Annotated in this window: 20 protein-coding genes and 1 tRNA gene; 11 read left to right on the top strand and 10 right to left on the bottom strand. The window is 55.6% G+C overall.

Translation table 11 applies throughout. The features are described from left to right. Positions 1 to 101: 101 nt before the first annotated feature. The 7 genes from pth to HZS81_RS09630 form a co-directional block, all read right to left on the bottom strand. Positions 102 to 683: an aminoacyl-tRNA hydrolase gene (gene pth / locus HZS81_RS09660; protein WP_179930344.1), complete on the bottom strand. Its 582-nt coding sequence runs from the start codon at positions 681 to 683 to the stop codon at positions 102 to 104. Positions 684 to 790: 107 nt separating this feature from the next. After that, complete coding sequence (locus HZS81_RS09655; protein ID WP_179930343.1) at positions 791 to 1,453, bottom strand: 50S ribosomal protein L25/general stress protein Ctc; 663 nt, start codon at positions 1,451 to 1,453, stop codon at positions 791 to 793. Positions 1,454 to 1,549: 96 nt separating this feature from the next. Further along, positions 1,550 to 2,491: a ribose-phosphate diphosphokinase gene (locus HZS81_RS09650; protein WP_179930342.1), complete on the bottom strand. Its 942-nt coding sequence runs from the start codon at positions 2,489 to 2,491 to the stop codon at positions 1,550 to 1,552. A gap of 58 nt (positions 2,492 to 2,549) precedes the next feature. Next, a tRNA-Gln gene (locus tag HZS81_RS09645) sits at positions 2,550 to 2,624 on the bottom strand. A 33-nt stretch (positions 2,625 to 2,657) separates the two neighbouring features. After that, positions 2,658 to 3,509 (bottom strand): 4-(cytidine 5'-diphospho)-2-C-methyl-D-erythritol kinase, encoded by an 852-nt coding sequence (gene ispE, locus HZS81_RS09640; RefSeq protein WP_179930341.1) that lies wholly within the window; start codon positions 3,507 to 3,509, stop codon positions 2,658 to 2,660. Positions 3,510 to 3,518: 9 nt separating this feature from the next. Continuing rightward, the gene (lolB, locus tag HZS81_RS09635) at positions 3,519 to 4,172 is read right to left on the bottom strand and encodes a lipoprotein insertase outer membrane protein LolB (protein WP_179930340.1); all 654 of its coding nucleotides are present in this window, start codon (positions 4,170 to 4,172) and stop codon (positions 3,519 to 3,521) included. A 97-nt stretch (positions 4,173 to 4,269) separates the two neighbouring features. Beyond that, positions 4,270 to 6,051, bottom strand: coding sequence for a tetratricopeptide repeat protein (locus HZS81_RS09630; protein ID WP_179930339.1), 1,782 nt, complete (start codon positions 6,049 to 6,051; stop codon positions 4,270 to 4,272). 171 nt (positions 6,052 to 6,222) lie between these two features. Between HZS81_RS09630 and hemA the strand changes: the two genes are divergently transcribed. The 5 genes from hemA to HZS81_RS09605 are packed head-to-tail and all read left to right on the top strand — an operon-like array spanning position 6,223 to position 10,779. Beyond that, positions 6,223 to 7,536, top strand: coding sequence for a glutamyl-tRNA reductase (hemA, locus tag HZS81_RS09625; protein WP_179930338.1), 1,314 nt, complete (start codon positions 6,223 to 6,225; stop codon positions 7,534 to 7,536). Next, positions 7,533 to 8,624 carry a peptide chain release factor 1 gene (prfA, locus tag HZS81_RS09620; RefSeq protein WP_179930337.1) on the top strand — a complete coding sequence of 364 codons (1,092 nt, stop codon included), beginning with the start codon at positions 7,533 to 7,535 and terminating at the stop codon, positions 8,622 to 8,624. Before hemA ends, prfA begins: the two co-directional genes overlap by 4 nt. Next, positions 8,621 to 9,478, top strand: coding sequence for a peptide chain release factor N(5)-glutamine methyltransferase (gene prmC / locus HZS81_RS09615; protein ID WP_179930336.1), 858 nt, complete (start codon positions 8,621 to 8,623; stop codon positions 9,476 to 9,478). Before prfA ends, prmC begins: the two co-directional genes overlap by 4 nt. A 20-nt stretch (positions 9,479 to 9,498) precedes the next feature. Then, positions 9,499 to 10,002, top strand: coding sequence for an Lrp/AsnC ligand binding domain-containing protein (locus HZS81_RS09610; protein ID WP_179930335.1), 504 nt, complete (start codon positions 9,499 to 9,501; stop codon positions 10,000 to 10,002). Between the two features lie 27 nt (positions 10,003 to 10,029). After that, positions 10,030 to 10,779 (top strand): HesA/MoeB/ThiF family protein, encoded by a 750-nt coding sequence (locus HZS81_RS09605; RefSeq protein ID WP_179930334.1) that lies wholly within the window; start codon positions 10,030 to 10,032, stop codon positions 10,777 to 10,779. On the opposite strand, the gene HZS81_RS09600 is transcribed toward HZS81_RS09605, so the two are convergent. Next, positions 10,776 to 11,381 carry a bactofilin family protein gene (locus HZS81_RS09600; RefSeq protein ID WP_179930333.1) on the bottom strand — a complete coding sequence of 202 codons (606 nt, stop codon included), beginning with the start codon at positions 11,379 to 11,381 and terminating at the stop codon, positions 10,776 to 10,778. The two genes, HZS81_RS09605 and HZS81_RS09600, sit on opposite strands and share 4 nt — an antisense overlap. Before the next feature lie 200 nt (positions 11,382 to 11,581). Between HZS81_RS09600 and HZS81_RS09595 the strand changes: the two genes are divergently transcribed. Beyond that, complete coding sequence (locus HZS81_RS09595; protein ID WP_179930332.1) at positions 11,582 to 12,184, top strand: bactofilin family protein; 603 nt, start codon at positions 11,582 to 11,584, stop codon at positions 12,182 to 12,184. Positions 12,185 to 12,208: 24 nt separating this feature from the next. Here HZS81_RS09595 and ahpF read toward each other — a convergent pair whose 3' ends face one another. Next, positions 12,209 to 13,765, bottom strand: coding sequence for an alkyl hydroperoxide reductase subunit F (ahpF, locus tag HZS81_RS09590; protein WP_179930331.1), 1,557 nt, complete (start codon positions 13,763 to 13,765; stop codon positions 12,209 to 12,211). Between the two features lie 157 nt (positions 13,766 to 13,922). Further along, positions 13,923 to 14,486, bottom strand: coding sequence for an alkyl hydroperoxide reductase subunit C (gene ahpC / locus HZS81_RS09585; RefSeq protein WP_179930330.1), 564 nt, complete (start codon positions 14,484 to 14,486; stop codon positions 13,923 to 13,925). A 283-nt stretch (positions 14,487 to 14,769) separates the two neighbouring features. On the opposite strand from ahpC, the gene HZS81_RS09580 reads away from it, so the two are divergent. The 5 genes from HZS81_RS09580 to HZS81_RS09560 all read left to right on the top strand — a co-directional run bounded on the left by HZS81_RS09580 (position 14,770) and on the right by HZS81_RS09560 (position 19,495). Further along, positions 14,770 to 15,873 (top strand): polyamine ABC transporter substrate-binding protein, encoded by a 1,104-nt coding sequence (locus HZS81_RS09580; protein WP_179930329.1) that lies wholly within the window; start codon positions 14,770 to 14,772, stop codon positions 15,871 to 15,873. A gap of 200 nt (positions 15,874 to 16,073) precedes the next feature. After that, a complete protein-coding gene (locus HZS81_RS09575) occupies positions 16,074 to 17,213 on the top strand; it encodes an ABC transporter ATP-binding protein (protein ID WP_179930388.1) in 1,140 nt (379 codons plus the stop codon). Positions 17,214 to 17,228: 15 nt separating this feature from the next. Further along, complete coding sequence (locus tag HZS81_RS09570; RefSeq protein ID WP_179930328.1) at positions 17,229 to 18,140, top strand: ABC transporter permease subunit; 912 nt, start codon at positions 17,229 to 17,231, stop codon at positions 18,138 to 18,140. Continuing rightward, positions 18,137 to 18,982, top strand: coding sequence for an ABC transporter permease subunit (locus tag HZS81_RS09565; RefSeq protein WP_338401840.1), 846 nt, complete (start codon positions 18,137 to 18,139; stop codon positions 18,980 to 18,982). Before HZS81_RS09570 ends, HZS81_RS09565 begins: the two co-directional genes overlap by 4 nt. A gap of 87 nt (positions 18,983 to 19,069) precedes the next feature. Next, the gene (locus HZS81_RS09560) at positions 19,070 to 19,495 is read left to right on the top strand and encodes a DUF3617 domain-containing protein (RefSeq protein WP_179930327.1); all 426 of its coding nucleotides are present in this window, start codon (positions 19,070 to 19,072) and stop codon (positions 19,493 to 19,495) included. The last annotated feature ends 25 nt before the right edge of the window (positions 19,496 to 19,520 follow it).

Raw genomic sequence — 19,520 nt, 5'->3', positions numbered from 1 at the left:
TGCAGTGGCGTATGTAGAGCGCCAGCGTTACCCATGGAAAAGTTAATAAAAAGAAGTTTGTAAAGAAAAGTCGTTAAAGAAGAAGCAAGTATACGGTGTAACTATTTTACGCTATGTAGACGGTTCATGGCCTTCGCCCAATCGCCGTCGAGCACCTGTGGCAACGTAGCGAGACACTCATCAAGGGCGTGCTCAATGGCGCTCTGCTCTACTTTGCCAGGGCGAGTTAGCACGTAATGAACCACTTGCTTGGCATTGCCGGGGTGGCCGATACCGATTCGCAAACGATGGAACTGGTTTTGGTTGCCCAGGGCGCTAATGGTATCGCGAAGGCCATTATGCCCGCCGTGACCACCACCGGCTTTATAGCGTGCCTGGCCGGGGGGTAAATCAAGCTCGTCGTGGGCCACCAAAAGCTGCTCTGGCGTGAGCTTAAAAAACTGGCATAGCGCCGCGATAGAGGCACCGCTGCGGTTCATAAAGGTCGTGGGGTTGAGTAAGTGCACCGTATAGCCGGAAACGTTAACTTTGGCGTAAAGGCCAAGAAACTTTTTTTCTGGCCGCAGTTCCACATGGGCGTCTCGGGCAACCGCTTCAACTAACCATGCGCCGGCATTGTGGCGCGTGGTGGCGTATTCAGCGCCGGGATTGCCTAGGCCGATGATCGCTAGCACCTGACTCATTTTATTCCCTCTTTACATGCAGCACGGCAAAAAAAATCAAGCGCCGAGGCGCTTGATCATAGCATTACGAGGGCCATGCGAGCATGGCCCAAGGTGCGCGGCAGTGCTTACTCGGCGCTGGTGTCTTCTTCACCTTCACTGTCGCCTTCGCTTTCACCTTCGCCTTCTTCATCTTCGTCAGTAGCACGAACTTTCATCTTGGTGATGCTGAGGATAGCGTTGTCGTGATCTTCACCGTGAGACAGGTCAACAGACGTGACGCCAGCCGGCAAGTTCAGGTCAGACAGGTGCAGCGTTGTGCCCAGCTCAAGTGCAGAAATGTCGACTTCCAAGAAGTCAGGCAGGTCTTTCGGCAAGCAGCTGATGGCCACTTCGTTGGCCAATACGTGCAGTTCACCGTCTTGGTCTTTAATGCCGACACACTTGTCTTCGCCTACCACGTGCAGCGGCACGTTCATGTTGATTTCGTGCGTGGCATCAACACGCAAAAAGTCAGCGTGCGTCAAAAGTGGCTTGAAAGGGTGGCGTTGCAGGTCACGAACAACGACCTGCTCTTCGCTGCCTTCGATGACGAGCTTTATGACAGAAGAGAAGAACGACTCGTCTTCGATCGCCTTGTAGAAAGCGGTCTTTTCTACGGCGATAGACTGCGGCGCTTTCTCACCACCGTAAATCACGGCGGGGACTTGCTGGTTCGCACGACGCAGGCGGCGGCTCGCACCTTTCCCCAGGTCGTTACGAACGGTGGCGTTAAGGATAAAATCAGACATTAAGGTTGCCTCTTAGTTAAAGTAAGGAAACGCCACCGCCCGCGACCAGGCGACGACGTTCCCAGGAGCTCTTTGCGAGCCGTGTTTGCCAAGCGATTAGTGGAACATCGCGCTGACAGATTCTTCGTTACTCACCCGACGAATGGCTTCTGCTATCAAACCGGCAACGCTTAGCTGGCGAATACGCCCGCTGCGGCGTGCAGCGTCTGAAAGCGGGATGGTGTCGGTCACCACCACTTCATCGAGCACGGAGTTGACGATGTTATCAACCGCCGGGCCAGACAAAATTGGGTGAGTCGCGTAGGCGACCACGCGCTTCGCACCGTGGTCTTTAAGGGCTTCACCTGCTTTACACAAGGTGCCAGCGGTGTCGATCATATCGTCCACCACCACGCAGGTGCGGCCTTCAATTTCGCCAATGATGTGCATAACTTGCGCTTGGTTCGCCTGAGGGCGGCGCTTGTCGATAATCGCCAAATCCGCATTGAGCTGCTTGGCAATGGCGCGGGCGCGAACGACGCCGCCCACATCCGGAGAGACAACGACGAGATCGCTATAGTTCTGGCGCTCGATATCATCGAGCAAGATCGGCGAGCCATAGACGTTGTCGACCGGCACATCAAAGAAGCCTTGGATCTGATCGGCGTGCAAATCCATGGTCATTACGCGGTCAACGCCGCCTTTGACCATCATATCGGCGACAACTTTGGCGGAGATCGGTACCCGGGCTGAGCGCACGCGACGATCTTGTCGCGCATAGCCAAAATAGGGGAGCACCGCCGTAATGCGCGTCGCTGAGGCTCGACGCAGCGCGTCGACCATCAGGATAAGCTCCATCAAGTTGTCGTTGGTCGGTGCACAGGTGGACTGCAGGATAAACACATCCTTGCCGCGCACGTTTTCATTGATTTCGACCGCGATTTCGCCGTCGCTGAATTGACCTACCGTGGCATTACCCATTCGGCTGTCCAAGCTCTCGGCAATCTTATGAGCAAGCTCGGGATTGGCGTTCCCGGCGAAAACCATCAATTTTGACACGCGCAGCCACCTTTGCAGTGTTGGGGATCATGGGAGAAAACGCGGTTTGCCGTTAGTTTGGCTGGGGTACCAGGATTCGAACCTGGGAATGCCGATACCAAAAACCGGTGCCTTACCACTTGGCTATACCCCAGTAACATCCAAAAAATCTAACAGTTGGGGGCGTTTAACCACCCAGAGCATCATGAAGAGGAGAGCGATTAAGGCCTTTCGCTACCCATGTTGGCCAGTGTTGAGAAGCGTCGCGTGCGATTTGCTTTGCCGCTTCATGCGTTTCAAACGCAGCAAAAACACAGGCGCCGGTCCCCGTCAGTTGGCTGGGCGCAAAACAGTTTAGCCAATCAAGCGCAGCCGCAATCGGCGAATAGCGCTTTTTGACCACTGCTTCGCAGTCATTGCGCCATGTCGACGCTCCCCCCTGCAGTGCGCGCGCCATGGTAATGGGCGGGGTGTTGCGTGTCAATTCTGGATCTTGGAAGACCGCCGCTGTGGAGACGCTCACACCGGGGTGGATAATCACAAACCAAGGGGCGTCAAGCGTCACGGAGGTAAGCTTTTCGCCCACGCCTTCCGCCCAAGCGCTGTGGCCTTTGACAAACACCGGGACATCCGCCCCGAGTTGCAAGCCGAGCGCGGCGAGCTGGTCAATGCTTAGGTTCATCTGCCACAAATGATTGAGCCCGAGTAGCACCGTGGCCGCGTTAGAGCTGCCGCCGCCGAGCCCGCCGCCCATGGGAAGCCGCTTCTCTATCGAGAGGCTAACACCGTGGGAATTTTCCGTTGCGGTCTGAAGTAGGCGAGCCGCACGCACCACGAGGTTGTCCTCGTGGGCGACGTCATCAATGCCTTCATTGAGCACGATACGGTTATCATCACGCGGGATGAAGCTGATGGTGTCGCCTATATCCACGAGCTGAAATAGCGTTTGCAGCTCGTGATAGCCGTCATCGCGTCGACGGGTAATATGCAGCAAGCGGTTAAGCTTGGCTGGCGCCGGGAGGTGAAGCGTTTTTGCCATGGTGGCGCCTTACTCCGAACCAGGTTGCCAGCGGTTAACTACTAAGGTGATGCGCATCTTGTCGTATTGCATCACCAGGCGGCGCGGTAACCAAAGCGAGTCGACTTGCTCCCAATCGCGGTAGTCGATTTCCCAGCCATCTTGCTTTAGATGTAGAGGAAAACCGAATTCGTCTGTTTCGAGCTGATAAGAACTTTCGTCATTGGGTAGGCCGCGAACCCAGTCGGGCAGCGCACGAATGGGCAGCGACCAACCCAACTGCTCCTGCATAAGCGCCTCTGGCGTTTCTGCTTCAAAACGACCTTCGCTATTGCTAAGTGAGAAGCGTCCTTCACGGCCTTCAAGCACGGTACGACCACCGCCAAAGGGGCCACTGATCAGCATGCGGAAATAGTGTGGGTATTGGCTCCAGTCAAGGTTGGCGCTGGTAGACTCTTCCGGGGTGCGCAAGCCCGCTTTGCCAGCAAGTGACCAGGTTTGTAGCGCTTCGACATCGTTTTGCTGGGCTTCCCACTGACCTAGCTGGCGACCGCTCTCATCCGTGGGTGTTTGTGTCGCACAGCCGGCGAGCAGCATGAGGGTGAAGGCTGCGACACTTAGGCGTGCCGTAACGCCGCGCTTCAGTGAAAGTCGTGCTATGGAAAGTCGTATGGGTGAAAACATAATGACTCCTTCAATAGGGTCTAAGTGCGCATGTTGCCTAAGAGCATAGTGTCTAAAAACATCGCGACTAAAAACATCGCGACTAAAAACAGAGTGGCTAAGGCTGATAGTCTTGTGGAGCAAGCTCTGGATGACGTTTTAACAGTGCGTCAATAACAGGGTGCTCGCGGTTATAGGTCATTGCTTCCATCAGAATCGCCCGGGCTTGCTCCACGCGCCCCAGTCCGTGCAATACCTCGGCTAAGTGCGCGGCAATTTCTTGATCGGGAATTTGGGCGTAGGCGCGCTCGAGCCACGGTAAAGCGCGTTCAAGTTCGCCTTGGCGATAATACACCCAGCCGAGGCTATCCATGACCGCCGGATTATCGGGATCGAGTTCATGCGCGCGCTCTATCATCTCCTGTGCTTCGTCAAGGCGTCCGGGGACGTTTTCATCGGCAAGCGTATAGCCCAGGGCGTTGAGGGCCATGGCATCGTCGGGGTCATTTTGTAAGATCTGCTTAATGTCGGCTTCCATTTGCGTGAGGTCGCCGTCTCCCCAGGCGCGCATCGCCCGCTGGTATAAAAGGGTATTATCGTCCGGTGTGCGCTCAATCTCGCGATTAAGTAGGGCATCGGCTTCATCCGTTTGGCCCAACTCATCGAGCATTTGGACTTCTAGCATGAGCAGCGCATTGAACTGCTGATCAAAGCGCATTCGCTCAATACGCAAAAAGGCGCGGGCATCCAACAGGCGGTCTTCTGCAACGAGCATGCGGGCGGCGTTAGCGCGGGCGGGGATGAACTCTTCCCCCTCACTTACCTGGCGATAGTAAAGAAGGGCGTTATCCACCTCGCCTTCAGCCTCGGCGATGGCGCCGAGCAGGTAGTAGGCCAAATTGGGGATGTCACCCTGGCCGATCAACGGCTGAAGCAAACGTCTTGCCGGGGCGCTGTGCCCTTCTTCTAAATAGAGTTGAGCGAGCGCGAGACGCAAATCATGGCTGCCGCCATGGCTTGCAAGCAGCGCATCGGTTTGTGCTTCTGCGGCGCTGATATTGTTAAGGCGAATTTCAGCTTGGGCGAGAAGCAAAATAAAGCGTACATCGCCGGGGTTAAGTTCAAGTCCACGTTTGGCCGCTTGACGGGCCTCGGCGTACTCTTCGGTCTCTAATGCCAAGCGCGCCTTGGCGAGCCAAAGGGGTAGGGCATCCGGGCTTAATGCTTGCGCCTTTTCTAAGCGCTGCCGGGCGGCTTGTGTTTCCCCTACGCTTGCCTCGATAAGCGCGGTGGCCATTAGGGCATCGCTGTGATGGGGCAGGGCTTCAGCATTTGGGGTGGCAAGGTGCTCGCGCAGGCGAATGAGCAGCGGCTCAAGTGGAGCACCATCGGCCACGGCAAGCTCAGCAAGGGCAGTCAATTCGCCGTTGTCACCGGCGTGGGTCACCGCTAAACGCTGTTCAAGGCTTTCTGCCCAACGCCCTTGCTGTAGCATGATTGCGGCCAAAAGGCGGCTAGGCGCGGTATCGCTGGGGGCGAGTTCGCGCCAGCGCTCGGCGGCCGCTTGCAGTAGCTCGGGCGATTCGCTAAAGCGGGCGGCAAACGTGGCACGCTCGCCAAGGGCTGAGCTGGGGTAGCGCTGAGAAGCGTCCATGTAGCCTTGCGCGGCGACTTGGTAGTTGCCGCGCTGGCCGGCGAGTTCCGCCGTGAGTAGCGTGCTTAATCCCTTTGCATCTAGCCCACGGGTGATAGGTGGAGCCGACAGCATGGGATCGCTTACGAGCGCGTTGTCAGCGCCACTGCCGCCAAAAGGAGGCGCCAGCTGACAGCCGCTGAGTAAAATTGTCGCGGCCCCAAGCGGTAGTAGGGCGATATTCAAGGCTCTCAAGCGAAGTGGCATGCGTGTCTCGATTCGGTGGCCGGATGCTCAGCATAGCGGCTTGCTCGGTGATGGCAAAGTGGTACGCGTCAGATCAAGGTGGGCTGTGATAGAATATTGGCCCGATTAGCTTGCTGAGCAAGCCGATACCCACACGTTTAAGACTGACACACGAGCGAAGACGCATAACGCATGACGCTTCTTGCCCTGGGAATTAATCATCGTACCGCCACGGTCGCCGTACGTGAGCAGGTGGCTTTTACACCGGCGCAATTAGATTGCGCGCTGGAAGAACTGTGTAGCCTGCCACAAATTAGCGAAGCCGCGGTGCTGTCGACCTGTAACCGCACGGAGCTCTACTGCGTTACCGACGCAGCTGGCGAGCAAATCGTGCTTAACTGGTTGGGGCGTTTTCACAACTTGCGTGTGGACGACTTAGCCCGCTGCGCCTATCACTACCTCGATAACGATGCGGCACGCCACTTGATGCGCGTGGCGGTGGGGCTGGATTCGATGGTGTTGGGTGAGCCGCAAATACTCGGGCAGCTTAAAGACGCCTACCAGCAGGCCCGCCAAGCGCGCGGTTTGGGCGGCGAGCTTGAGCGGCTTTTTCAGCATACTTTCGCTATCGCTAAACAGGTGCGAACCGAAACCGGTATTGGCAAAAATCCGGTGTCTGTGGCGTATGCGGCAGTGAGCATGGCCAGCCGAATCTTCGATGACTTTAGTCGCTCCCGTGCGCTGCTAATTGGCGCTGGCGAAACGATTGAGCTGGTGGCGCGGCATTTACACGAGGCCGGCGTGCGTAAGCTGACGGTTGCCAACCGGACTCGCGCGCGCGCCGAAAATATCTCCGTCGCCCTCGGTGGCGAGGCTATTACCCTGACGGAAATTCCCGAGGCGCTGGCTGAGGCGGATATCGTGATTTCATCAACCGCCTCACCGCTGCCGATCGTAGGGAAAGGGATGATGGAGCGCGCACTGAAAAAGCGCCGCCACCGGCCGGTGTTCATGGTGGATATTGCCGTCCCCCGGGATATCGAACCCGAAGTGGGCGAGCTTGCCGATGTCTTCCTGTATACCGTTGACGATCTGCAAGAAGTTATCGAAGAAAATCGTCGCCATCGCCAGGTCGCCGCCGACCAAGCCGAATCGTTGATCGAACACGGCGTTAGCCATTGGCAGCACGAGCGGCGCATCCGTAACGGTGGCGAGCTGATTCGCGAGTACCGCCGTCACGGCGAAGCGCTGCGGGATCTGTCACGCGAGCAGGCGCTCGAGCGCTTAGCCCGCGGTGAAGACCCCGCCGCCGTGGTGGAGCGCCTGGCTCACCAGCTTGCCAACCGGCTGATGCACCAGCCGACCCAAGCCATTCGCGATGCGTCCTCAAAAGAGGAGCACGCGCTGCTTGAAGCGGTACCGCGCTTACTGATGCCCCCAAAGCCTGCCTTTGAAACCCATTTACCCGCGACCCCACGCCGCCATAAGGATAATACGCCCGCATGAAAGAGACGCTGCGCCAACGCCTAGACAGTTTCGTCGAACGTTTTGAGGAGCTTGCGCTACTGCTAGCGGAGCCTGAAGTGATCACGGATCAGAAGCGTTTTCGCGACTACTCGCGCGAATACGCCGAATTAGACGAACTTGTGGCCGCTTGGCAGCGCTATCGTGGCATCGAAAAAGACATGCAGGGGGCCGAACAGCTGGTGCGCGACAGTGACGCCGAAATGCGCGAGCTGGCGGAAATGGAGCTTGACGACGGACGCGAAAAACTCGAAGCGCTAGAGATCGAACTCAAACGGTTGTTGGTGCCGAAAGACCCTGATGATGGTCGCAGCGTGTTCCTAGAAGTGCGCGCTGGCACCGGTGGCGACGAGGCGGCGCTGTTTGCCGGCGATCTTTTCCGCATGTATTCACGCTATGCCGAAAATCACGGCTGGCGCGTGGAAGTGATCAGCGCCAATCACGGTGAAATGGGCGGCTATAAAGAAATCATCTCGCGGGTGAAAGGTGACAGCGTTTACGCGCGGCTAAAGTTTGAATCCGGCGCGCACCGCGTGCAGCGCGTACCGGCGACGGAATCCCAAGGCCGCATTCACACCTCGGCGTGCACTGTGGCCGTCATGCCCGAAGTCGACGATGTGGGCGATATCGATATCAACCCCTCGGATCTGCGCGTGGATACCTTCCGTTCCAGCGGGGCGGGCGGGCAGCACGTCAACACCACCGATTCTGCCATCCGCATCACCCACTTGCCCAGCGGCGTGGTGGTTGAGTGCCAAGAAGAGCGTAGCCAACACAAAAATCGCGCCAAAGCGATGTCGCTACTGGCCGCGAAGCTCAAACAGAGCGCCGAAGATGCCCAGCGCCAGACGCAAGCAGATGCGCGGCGCTCGCTAGTGGGCTCAGGTGATCGCAGTGAACGGATTCGCACCTATAACTACCCCCAAGGGCGGATTACCGATCACCGCATCAATTTAACCCTTTATAAGCTTAACGAAGTCGTCAGCGGCGAGCAGCTCGATGATGTGATTGACCCGCTGATCCACGAATACCAAGCGGAGCAACTTTCGGCGTTACAGGGCGGCGAATGACGCTGGATGTGCTGCTTGCAGAGGCAACGGCCCGACTAACCCAAACGGGTTCCGCGACGCCTCGCCTCGATGCTGAGGTTCTGCTTTGCCACGTGATTGGCCGCGACCGCACCTGGCTTTATACCTGGGGGGATCGCGATGTCGAGCGTTGGCAACGCGCGCGGTTTGCCGCCCTCGTCGCCGCTCGCGCGCAAGGCGAGCCGGTGGCCTACCTGATTGGCGTGCGCGAGTTCTGGGGGTTGGCGTTGATGACCTCACCGGACACGCTGATTCCCCGCCCCGATACCGAAACTCTCGTCGAAGCTGCGCTCGCGCATGCCAGCACCCCAAGTGGCACATTGCTCGATCTCGGCACCGGCACCGGCGCTATTGCGCTCGCCTTTGCTTCTGAACGGCCCAATTGGCACGTGGTTGGCGTGGATGTTCGGCCTGAGGCGGTAACACTTGCAAAACGCAATGCTCAAGCCCTCCGCATTAGCAACGTGTGCTTTGAGCGGAGTGATTGGTTTAGTGCGTTTGTCTCACAGGTAAACACGCCCACCTTTGATATTATCGTCAGTAACCCTCCCTATATCGCCGCCGATGACCCGCATTTAAAGCTGGGCGACGTGCGCTTTGAGCCACGCTCAGCGCTTGTGGCCGGAAGCGAGGGCATGGCCGATTTGCTCCACTTAGTCGCATCCGCGCGCCAGTTTTTAGCCGTATCGGGCTGGTTGATGTTGGAGCATGGCCACACGCAAGCCAGTGGCGTTCGTGCTGCGCTCAGTCAAGCCGGTTATAACAACGTTGAAAGCCTGCGTGACTTGGCCGGGCACGAACGCGTTACGCTTGGGTGTTCCAATAAGCCGATTTAATGACCGTAATGGATCCCGCCATGAAAGCCAAAAACAGAACGCTGGACCGCATTGATCTTAAAATCCTGCGCTGCTTGCAGGAGAACGCGCGTATTTCTTACGTTGATTTGGCCGCTGAAGTGGGGCTTTCCACTACGCCGTGTTTAGAGCGCGTGAAGCGGCTAGAGCGCACTGGCATTATCCGCGGCTATCAAGCCATTCTTGACCCGCGGGCGCTTAAGGCCAATTTATTAGTGTTCGTTGAAATCAGCCTGGAGACCCAATCACCGGCGGTGTTTGACGAGTTTCGCCGTGCTGTCGAGACACTGCCGCAGATTCAGGAATGCCATTTAGTCTCCGGCCAGTTTGATTACATTTTAAAGTGCCGGATTCCAGAGATGTCCGCCTATCGGCAGTTGCTCGGCGATGTTGTGTTGACCCTGCCCGGGGTGAAAGAGTCAAAAAGTTACGTAGTGATGGAAGAAGTTAAAGAAAGCTTTACCCTGCACGTGCCCGATATTGAAGAACTCGACGACAAGGTATGAAAAACCAAGCTTGAGGATAGCTAAGCGATGATGGACGACCAGGCGCTGCTGCGCTATAGCCGCCAAATTATGCTGCCCGAGGTCGAAATCGACGGGCAAGAGCGTTTACTCAGCGCCCATGCGCTCGTGGTAGGTGCTGGCGGGCTCGGGTCGCCGGTAGCGCTTTATCTTGCCGCTGCCGGTGTCGGTCGTCTTACGATTGCCGATGCCGATGAGGTCGAAATATCCAACCTGCAGCGTCAAATTGCGCATCAGCAGGCAGACTTAGGGCGCAACAAAGCCGACTCGGCTTGTAAAAGTGCCAAGGCGTTAAACCCTGAGTGCGAAGCAGTTGCTATCAGTGAGCACGTGGGTGGCGATGCGCTCACGGCACTGGTGGAAAAGGTGGATGTGGTGCTCGATTGTACGGATCGTTTCTCAAGCCGCTATGCGATTAACGCGGCCTGCCAGGCGGCAGGTGTGCCGTTGGTTTCCGGCGCGGCGATTCGTTTTTCCGGCCAGCTCGCGGTGTTTGACCCACGCGATCCGGCATGCCCTTGTTATGCCTGCCTGTATCCGCCTGATGAGAGCGGCGATGAAGCGCTCTCCTGTGCCGAAAGCGGGGTAATGGCGCCGCTGGTCGGTTTGATAGGCAGCTTTCAAGCGGTTGAAGCCTTCAAGTTGTTAAGTGGCGCCGGATACGCTCACACGGGGTTTTCCACCTTTGACGGTATAAGCGGTCGATGGCGCCACTTCCAAGTGCCCCGTGATCCTGCCTGCCCAGTATGTGCTCACTAACCCAGCTTGCTCCCACTCGCGTCGGTTGGGTTGCTTTCAGCACCGTCAGCGCGAGTGGTGTCTTCTTTTGGGTCTGCTGCATCTGAGCGCTTATGATCACGTGACGGCTTCGTGGTTGTGTTTTTTTGCTGCTGTGATGTGAAAACGCTGGTGAAGATTTCGTTATTGGGATTCATATCAATACTGCCTTGGAAAATGCTGCCATCTTCCAGTACTAGGTTAGGAGTGGTAATGGTGCCAGAGACATCCGCACCTTCATGAATGATAGCTTTATGCAGCGCGACCAAATTGCCTTCGACTTTTCCCGACACGCGCAAGGTATTCGCGTAAACATCTCCGTTTAGGCTGCTATCGCTGCCGAGTGTGACGGTATGCTGCTTACAGGTGACGATACCGATGACTTGGCCTTCGATGGTGAGGTCTTCATCGCTGTTGATATCGCCATGAACCTGGGTGTGGCTGCCAATCACGGATGTGCTTTGACGCGAAATGCTAGGCAGACTTTTCGTCGGCTCGCGTGAGGAAGCTTCCGTGTCGTTGTAGGCCGTGTTTGGCTTGGTGTTAAGAGACTTGGTTTCAGGGGATTTGGTTTTACTGAACATGGGAGATCCTGTTGGTTTGGAGACAGCGCGCCGACGAAGTGGAGTCCTTGGTCGTTGCGCAAGTTTTACTTTACGCTGCGTACCGCTTGATCAAAGTGTCAAGAATACACGACTACTCGCCGCGTATTCTTGACGCTAATCTATCGGCTTGCAGGCTATAACAGACATTGGGCATTCAAAGGCTGGGAGTGTTGCATCTCATGGCGATAGAAACATGGCTTATCGTTATAGGCGTTGCGGTAATGACGATGATTATATTTGACGGTAAACGCAAAAAGAAAAAAAATCAGATGGCGAGAGCTGACACATCCATGCCTCTTGATGCCGTGAATGATGAATTGGCGTCTAACATGACTTCGCCGCCTGATGATGCCTATAACCGTCTTGCCCCTGATGCCAGTTCGGTACTTGGGAGCCAGCAGGATGGCAGTCATTTAGGCGTTGCCACGCAAATCCAAGGCAAGATCATCGCCAATGAGGGCGTGTCGATCAAGGGGCGAGTGGTAGGCGCCGTCATTGCGAGAAATCAGTTTATTCAGCTTGCTTCAAGCAGCGTGGTCAATGCCAGCTTGGAGAGCGCTCATGTCTTCATCGATGGCTATTTAGAAGGCGATATCAACGCCAGCCAGCGAGTCACGTTGATGTCGGACGCTAGGGTGCGAGGGACTATTTCAACTAACAGCTTTGCATGCCATGAAGGTGCAAGCGTCAACGGTAGTATTCTGCCGAGCCAAGGAAAAACTATCGTATTTCCCAAAAAAAGCCCGCTCGATGAGCGGGCTGACGTCAAGGACAACGTCTAGGGGAAAACCTTCAGCGCCAAATGGCTAGTGACGGATGAGATAATCGAAAGCGCCAAGAGAGGCTTTCGCGCCTTCGCCCATGGCGATGACGATCTGCTTGTAGGGCACCGTGGTGACGTCGCCCGCAGCAAATACCCCGGGCACTGATGTCATGCCGTGGGCGTCGACAATAATCTCGCCGCGTGGGGTCATTTCTATCAACGAGCCTTTGAGCCACTCGGTATTGGGTACGAGGCCGATCTGCACAAAAATACCGTCCAGCTCGACGTGTTTGATTTCATCATTGGTGCGGTCTTTGTAGCTTAGGCCGTTAACGCGACTACCGTCGCCAGTGACCTCGGTCGTCTGGGCGTCGAGGATGATGTCGACGTTCGACAGGGTCTTAAGCTTTTTCTGCAGCACGGCGTCAGCGCGCATTTCACCCATGAACTCAATCAGCGTGACGTGGCCGACAATACCCGCTAGATCAATGGCTGCTTCCACGCCGGAATTACCGCCGCCGATAACGGCCACGTGCTTACCTTTGAACAGCGGGCCGTCGCAGTGAGGGCAGTACGCCACGCCTTTGTTGCGATATTCCTGCTCACCGGGGACGTTCATTTCCCGCCAGCGGGCGCCGGTGGCCAGTACCAACGTTTTGCTCTTGAGCGTGGCGCCCGACTCAAAAGTAATCTGATGCAGGCCGCCTTCTTGCTCCGCCGGGGTGAACGTCACTGCGCGTTGCAGGTTCATGACATCGACGTCGTAGTCTTTGACGTGCTCTTCCATGGCAGAAACCAGCTTCGGGCCTTCGGTTTTCGATACCGAAATGAAGTTCTCGATGCCCATGGTATCCGCGACTTGGCCGCCAAAGCGCTCAGCGGCCACACCGGTGTTGATGCCTTTACGCGACGAGTAAATTGCCGCTGCAGCGCCAGCTGGGCCGCCGCCGACAATAAGCGTATCAAACGCGGCTTTTTCGCTCATCGCTTTGGCGTCGCGCTCGGCCGCACCGGTATCAACCTTGGCAAGAATCTGCTCTAAAGTCATGCGACCCTGGTCAAACGGCTTACCGTTCAAGAAGATGCTCGGCACCGACATGACCTCGCGGCTTTCCACTTCGTCTTGGAATAGCGCGCCATCAATGGCGGTGTGACGAATCTTCGGGTTGAAAATCGCCAGCAAGTTAAGCGCTTGCACCACGTCAGGGCAGTTCTGGCACGATAACGAGTAATAGGTTTCAAACTGCATCTCGCTATCGAGGGCTTTAATCTGCTCAAGCGCTTCGTCGGAGACCTTTGGCGGGTGGCCGCCTACCTGCAGCAGGGCCAATACCAGCGAAGTGAATTCGTGCCCCATGGGAATGCCAGCAAACACCACGCCGGTCTCTTCACCCGGGCGGTTAATGGCAAACGATGGCGTGCGCTCGTTTTCACCGTCGGTTGAAAGGGAAATCTTATCGGAAAGGCCGTTGATGTCTTCCAAAAGGCCAAGTAACTCACGCGATTTTTCACCGTCATCGAGGGACGCAACGATCTCGAACGGTTGAGTCACTTTTTCCAGATACGCTTTCAACTGATTTTTTAGTTTAGCGTCCAGCATGACAGTGCTTTCCTCGCAGGTGGCAAAGATAAAAAGGGTGACGTGGGGGTAAAAATCAAATGCTAAGGGAGACACCCGGGAAGCCCCGGGTGTCTAGCAAAGCCGAATAAAAGTGGCTTGCTATCGTGCGGTGAGGCTAGCTGAGGTTTGTGTCACCTTAGATTTTGCCAACCAAATCGAGAGACGGTTCGAGTGTCTCTGCGCCTTCTTCCCACTTAGCTGGGCATACTTCGTTCGGATTGGCGCGAACATACTGTGCGGCTTTCACTTTGCGCAACAGCTCTTCGGCGTTACGGCCGATGTTGCCGGCATTGATTTCGACGATCTGAACTTTGCCATCCGGGTCGACAACGAAAGTGCCGCGCTCGGCCAGGCCGTCGTCTTCGATCAGCACTTCAAAGTTGCGCGAAATCTTAAGCGTAGGGTCCGCAATCATCGGGAACTGAAGCTTACCGATGGTTTCGGAGCTGTCGTGCCATGCTTTATGGGTGAAATGGGTGTCAGTAGACACACTGTAAATTTCAACGCCCATCTTCTTGAACTCTTCGTAATAGTCGGCTAAATCGCCGAGTTCAGTTGGGCAAACAAAGGTAAAATCGGCCGGATAGAAGAAGAAGATTGACCACTGGTCTTTTAGGCTGTCGCTAGTGACATCAACAAATTCGCCATTGTGGTAGGCAGTGGCTTTAAACGGTTTAACTTCAGTATTGATAAGGGACATTCGGTTTATCTCCTAATGATTGAAATACGTTGTGACTTAAAATGTACTTATATCTTAGTCGTAGATGCTGCGCTGCGAAAATTAATAATAGCCATGTAATCGATAGGATATAGCTATGCTAAGCAACGCAAGCAGCATCTTATGCGTTGTGGAGTACTGTAGGTGGGGATAAGCCGAGCGAAATACAACATTTTGTCCGCTTTAACTTGCGATAGTCGACCCCGCGCCGCAAAATTTAACCGACATGGCGAGATGCAAAAACAGTCAACCAGGAGGTGTTTTGATGGGGAATATGCACAAACTTTCCGTGGCCGTTGTGGCCGTCTCATTGGCCACAACGGCGGCGACTGCTCACGCAGAAGAAGTCCGGGTGTATAACTGGTCAGACTATATTGCCCCCGAGACGCTAGATACGTTCACCGAGCGTACCGGCATTGATGTGGTTTACGATGTGTTTGATAGCAACGAAGTGCTCGATGCTGCCCTGCTTTCCGGTCGCTCCGGCTATGATGTCGTGGTGCCCTCCACCTATTACCTGACGCGTCAAATCAAAGCCGGCGTTTATCAGGAGCTGGATCACGACTTACTGCCCAATTTGGACAATTTGGATGATGTCCTGTTGGAAAACCTGGATGTCGTTGACGAGGGTAACCGTTACTCGGTGCCGTATATGTGGGGTACCAACGGGATAGGCTATAACGCCGACCGTGTGAAGGAAATTTTAGGCGATGACGCGCCGGTGGATAGCTGGGCACTTCTGTTTGACCCGGAAATCACCGGAAAGCTAAACGAAGCCGGCTGTGGTCTTTCGATGTTGGATTCCGCGGCTGAGATGATGACGCCTGCTTTGGCTTATCTCGGCTTAGATCCGCACAGTAACGACACCGAAGACCTCCAAGCGGCGGGGGATCTGCTCGCCTCAGTACGCGATGACATGACCTACTTCCACTCATCGCGCTATGTGTCTGACTTGGCCAACGGTGATATGTGTGTAGCGGCCGGTTACTCGGGCGATGTGTTTCAGGCGGCTGACCGTGCTGAAGATGCGGGGCGCGATTTCACCGTGGCGTATACCATTCCCAAAGAAGGCGCTGAGCTTTGGTTTGATATGATGGCGGTGCCAGCAGATGCGCCCAACCCAGAAAACGCTCACGCCTTTATCAATTTTATTCTTGACCCTGAAATTGCCGCTGATATCACCGAATACGTGAACTATGCCAACCCTAACGCAGCGGCGGATAAGTACTTGCCTGATGAAATCTTAAATGATCGTGCTATCTACCCAACCGATGCGGTAATGGAGAATCTGTACGTTGTGGATGAGAAGCCGCAAAACGTACAGCGTATTCGGACACGCATTTGGAACCGGGTAAAATCTGGGCGTTAAGCTTTTTTGCAGCTAATGGCAGCGGGCCTTTAATGTAATGGCCCGCTGTTTGTCTTTTATTTTTCGCATTAGCGAGCCTACCGATGGGAATGCGAATGGCTTCATCTCCTCCTGAGTCTTCAACACCTGGGTCTTCAGAATCTGGGCCATCAAAACCGTTACCGCCCGAATCCTCCTCAGCTTCTCGCGCTTCTGCTGCGATGTCGTCTGCTGCTGCCGATAGGGCGCCAGGGAAGACGCCGCGGTTTGGTGAAGATATTGTGCTGGAAGTGAAGCGTCTGACTAAGCGTTTTGATGATGCCGTTGCGGTAGATGACGTCAACCTTCAGGTCAAACGCGGTGAGATATTTGCTTTGCTAGGCGGATCGGGGTCGGGAAAATCGACACTCCTGCGTATGCTGGCCGGCTTTGAGACGCCCAGCGAAGGGCGCATCGTGCTTGACGGTAGCAATATCACCCAGATGCCGCCGCATAAACGTCCCATCAACATGATGTTTCAATCCTACGCGCTGTTCCCCCACTTGAGCGTGGCGCAAAATATCGCCTTTGGGCTTAAGCAGGATCGTTTGTCAAAGGACGAGATTGAGGCGCGCGTGGCGCACATGCTCAAGCTAGTACATATGCAGCGCTTTGCTAACCGTAAGCCGCATCACCTCTCTGGCGGCCAGCGCCAACGGGTGGCGCTGGCACGTTCGCTGGCTAAACGCCCCAAACTTTTGCTCCTCGATGAGCCCATGGGCGCCCTGGATAAAAAGCTGCGCACCGAGATGCAGCTGGAGGTCGTGGAGATCATCGAGCAGGTAGGCGTGACCTGCATCATGGTGACTCATGATCAGGAAGAGGCCATGACCATGGCGGATCGCGTGGCGATTATGGCCGATGGCTGGATCGAGCAAGTCGGCTCGCCGGTGGATGTCTACGAAAGCCCGGTAAGCCGTATGGTGGCGGAGTTCGTCGGCACAGTGAACTTGTTTGAGGGCGAGGTTACCGAAGATGCCGCGAGTCATTGCCGGATTGAGTCGCCTATGTTGGAGCGACCGATTTATATCGATCATGGTGTTACCACCCAAGCCGATGAGCGCAGGGTGTGGGCGGCAATCCGCCCTGAGAAGGTTTGGCTGACCCGTGAGCAGCCCCAAGGCGAGTTCAATTGGGAGCAGGGTGAGGTCGAGGACATCGCGTATTTAGGTGGCTTTTCGCTTTACTACATTCGTACCTCTCGTGGACAGTTGATCAAAGTCCGCATGGCCAACACTGAGCGCCGAGGCGACCGGCCGACATGGGAGGATGCGGTCTATGTGTACTGGGAAGATCATAGCGCCATCGTGCTCAATCGCTAGGCAAGGGGAGTGGGTATGATGCGACGTCAAGTGACGGCATGGGCCAAGCGCTTGCGGTTAGGCCGTCGAGCGATCATCGCGTTACCGCTGGTGTGGCTTTCGCTGTTCTTTCTGATGCCGTTTGCGTTGGTGCTCAAAATCAGCTTGTCCGAGGCGGCGATTAACGTACCGCCCTACGGCCCGCTAGTGGAGTACGCCAACCAAACACTGCATGTCTTTCTCAACGTGGGCAATTATCTCTTTTTGCTCAGTGATTCGTACTACGTCGCGGCGTATTGGGGCTCCATCAAAATTGCTTTTACGGCCACGCTTGCGTGTCTATTGCTTGGTTACCCAATGGCGTATGCCATGGCACGCGCGCCCAGACGCTGGCAGCTGGTACTGATGTTGTTGGTGATGCTGCCGTCTTGGACCTCGTTTTTGATCCGCATTTACGCCTGGATGGGCATTCTGGGTAATAGCGGTTTGATCAATAATTTGCTGCTGTGGTTGGGGCTGATCGACACACCGCTGCGCATGATGAACACCCCGTTTGCGGTGATCATCGGCATCGTGTATGCCTACCTGCCGTTTATGGTGTTGCCGCTTTACGCGCATTTGTCGCGGCTGGATGACTCGCTGTTAGAAGCGGCGTCAGATCTTGGTTCGCGACGTTTTAATACGTTTATGAAAGTCACGTTGCCGCTGTCGACGGGCGGGATTATCGCCGGTTCAATGCTGGTGTTTATTCCCGCAGTGGGTGAGTTTGTGATCCCCGAGCTCTTGGGCGGGCCAGATACGCTGATGATTGGGAAAGTGTTATGGGACGAGTTTTTCCAAAACCGCGATTGGCCCGTGGCATCGGCGCTGGCAATGGTCATGCTGCTACTGTTGCTGATCCCGATTGTGTGGTTTCACCGCTATCAGTCGAAGGAGATGAAGTCATGATCGCCGGCAGCCGCGTTAATTTTTCCACCGTGATGCTGGTACTAGGGCTGTTGTTTCTCTATCTGCCCATGGCGGTGTTGGTGGTGTATTCGTTTAACGTCTCCGAGCTTGTGACCGTGTGGGCAGGGTTTTCGCCTAAGTGGTACGGCGCGTTGTTTGAAGACGAACAAATTCTAGCCGCGGTGTGGACGAGCGTTCGCGTTGCGTTTTTCTCCGCCAGTATGGCGGTGTGCCTGGGCACGGTCGCGGCCTTTGTGATGACACGCTTTGGTCACTTTCGTGGCAAGACGGCGCTCTCAAGCATGGTGACTGCGCCTCTGGTAATGCCGGAGGTGATAACCGGGTTGTCGCTTTTGCTGCTTTTCGTGCAGATGGCACAGTTAATCGGCTGGCCGACAGACCGAGGCATGACGACGATCTGGATCGCCCACACGACCTTTTGTAGCGCTTATGTTGCGGTGGTGGTTGCCGCGCGGCTGCGCGAGGTGGACCGCTCGATTGAAGAGGCGGCGATGGATTTGGGCTCGCCACCGATAAAAACGTTTTTTTCTGTCACGCTTCCGGTAATTTCCCCGGCGCTGGCGGCGGGTTGGCTTTTGGCCTTTACGTTATCGCTGGACGATCTTGTGATCGCCAGCTTTGTTTCTGGGCCAGGGGCCAACACCTTGCCGATGGTGGTGTTTTCATCGGTGCGCATGGGCGTTTCGCCGAAGATCAATGCGTTAGCCACGCTTATCATTCTCGCCGTCTCGCTGGCTACCTTTATCGCGTGGTATCTGATGCGTCGCAATGAGAACAAGCGCCGCGTAACGCTAGAGGCGGATGCGCAAGATGCTACCTAATGAGGAGCGACAAGAGCTAACCGGGCATCTGAGTAGTGAATCGGTTAGCATAATGCCATTCACCCATAGCCAATAGAGAGAATAACCATGATTGTACGCCCGTTAGCCATTGCGGCTTTTTTCGTTCTGCCGCTGGCCGCCCAGGCTGAAACACCCAACTTAACGCCGGGTGATTGGGAGTTTGTCAGTGTAACGAGCATTGATGCCGATATGGACATTCCCGATCAGACGGACACGGATCGCCAGTGCATTACCCAAGAAGAGCTGGATAGCGCTGATTTCGGCTTCATCGAAGAGGAAGAAGGCTGCGAGCTTCTCAACCAGGATATTAGTGCCGACGGCCTCTCTTACAGCATGGTATGCCGAGCCGACGGCGGCGAGGCGAATATCGAAGGCGAAATGCGCTTTATGGGTGACCGTGTCGAAGGCGACGTGGAAATTTTCACCCAATCGCCGATGGGCGAAATGACCATGAATACGACGATTGAAGGCGAGCGCGTAGACGACTGCTAAGCGCCCGCAACGAGTGAGTCAGCGC

It is taken from the genome of Vreelandella salicampi, assembly GCF_013415105.1.
In the GTDB taxonomy this organism is placed as follows: domain Bacteria; phylum Pseudomonadota; class Gammaproteobacteria; order Pseudomonadales; family Halomonadaceae; genus Vreelandella; species Vreelandella salicampi.
The sequence above is the reverse complement of the archived record's forward strand: the minus strand, read 5'-3'. Positions and strand labels throughout refer to the sequence as shown.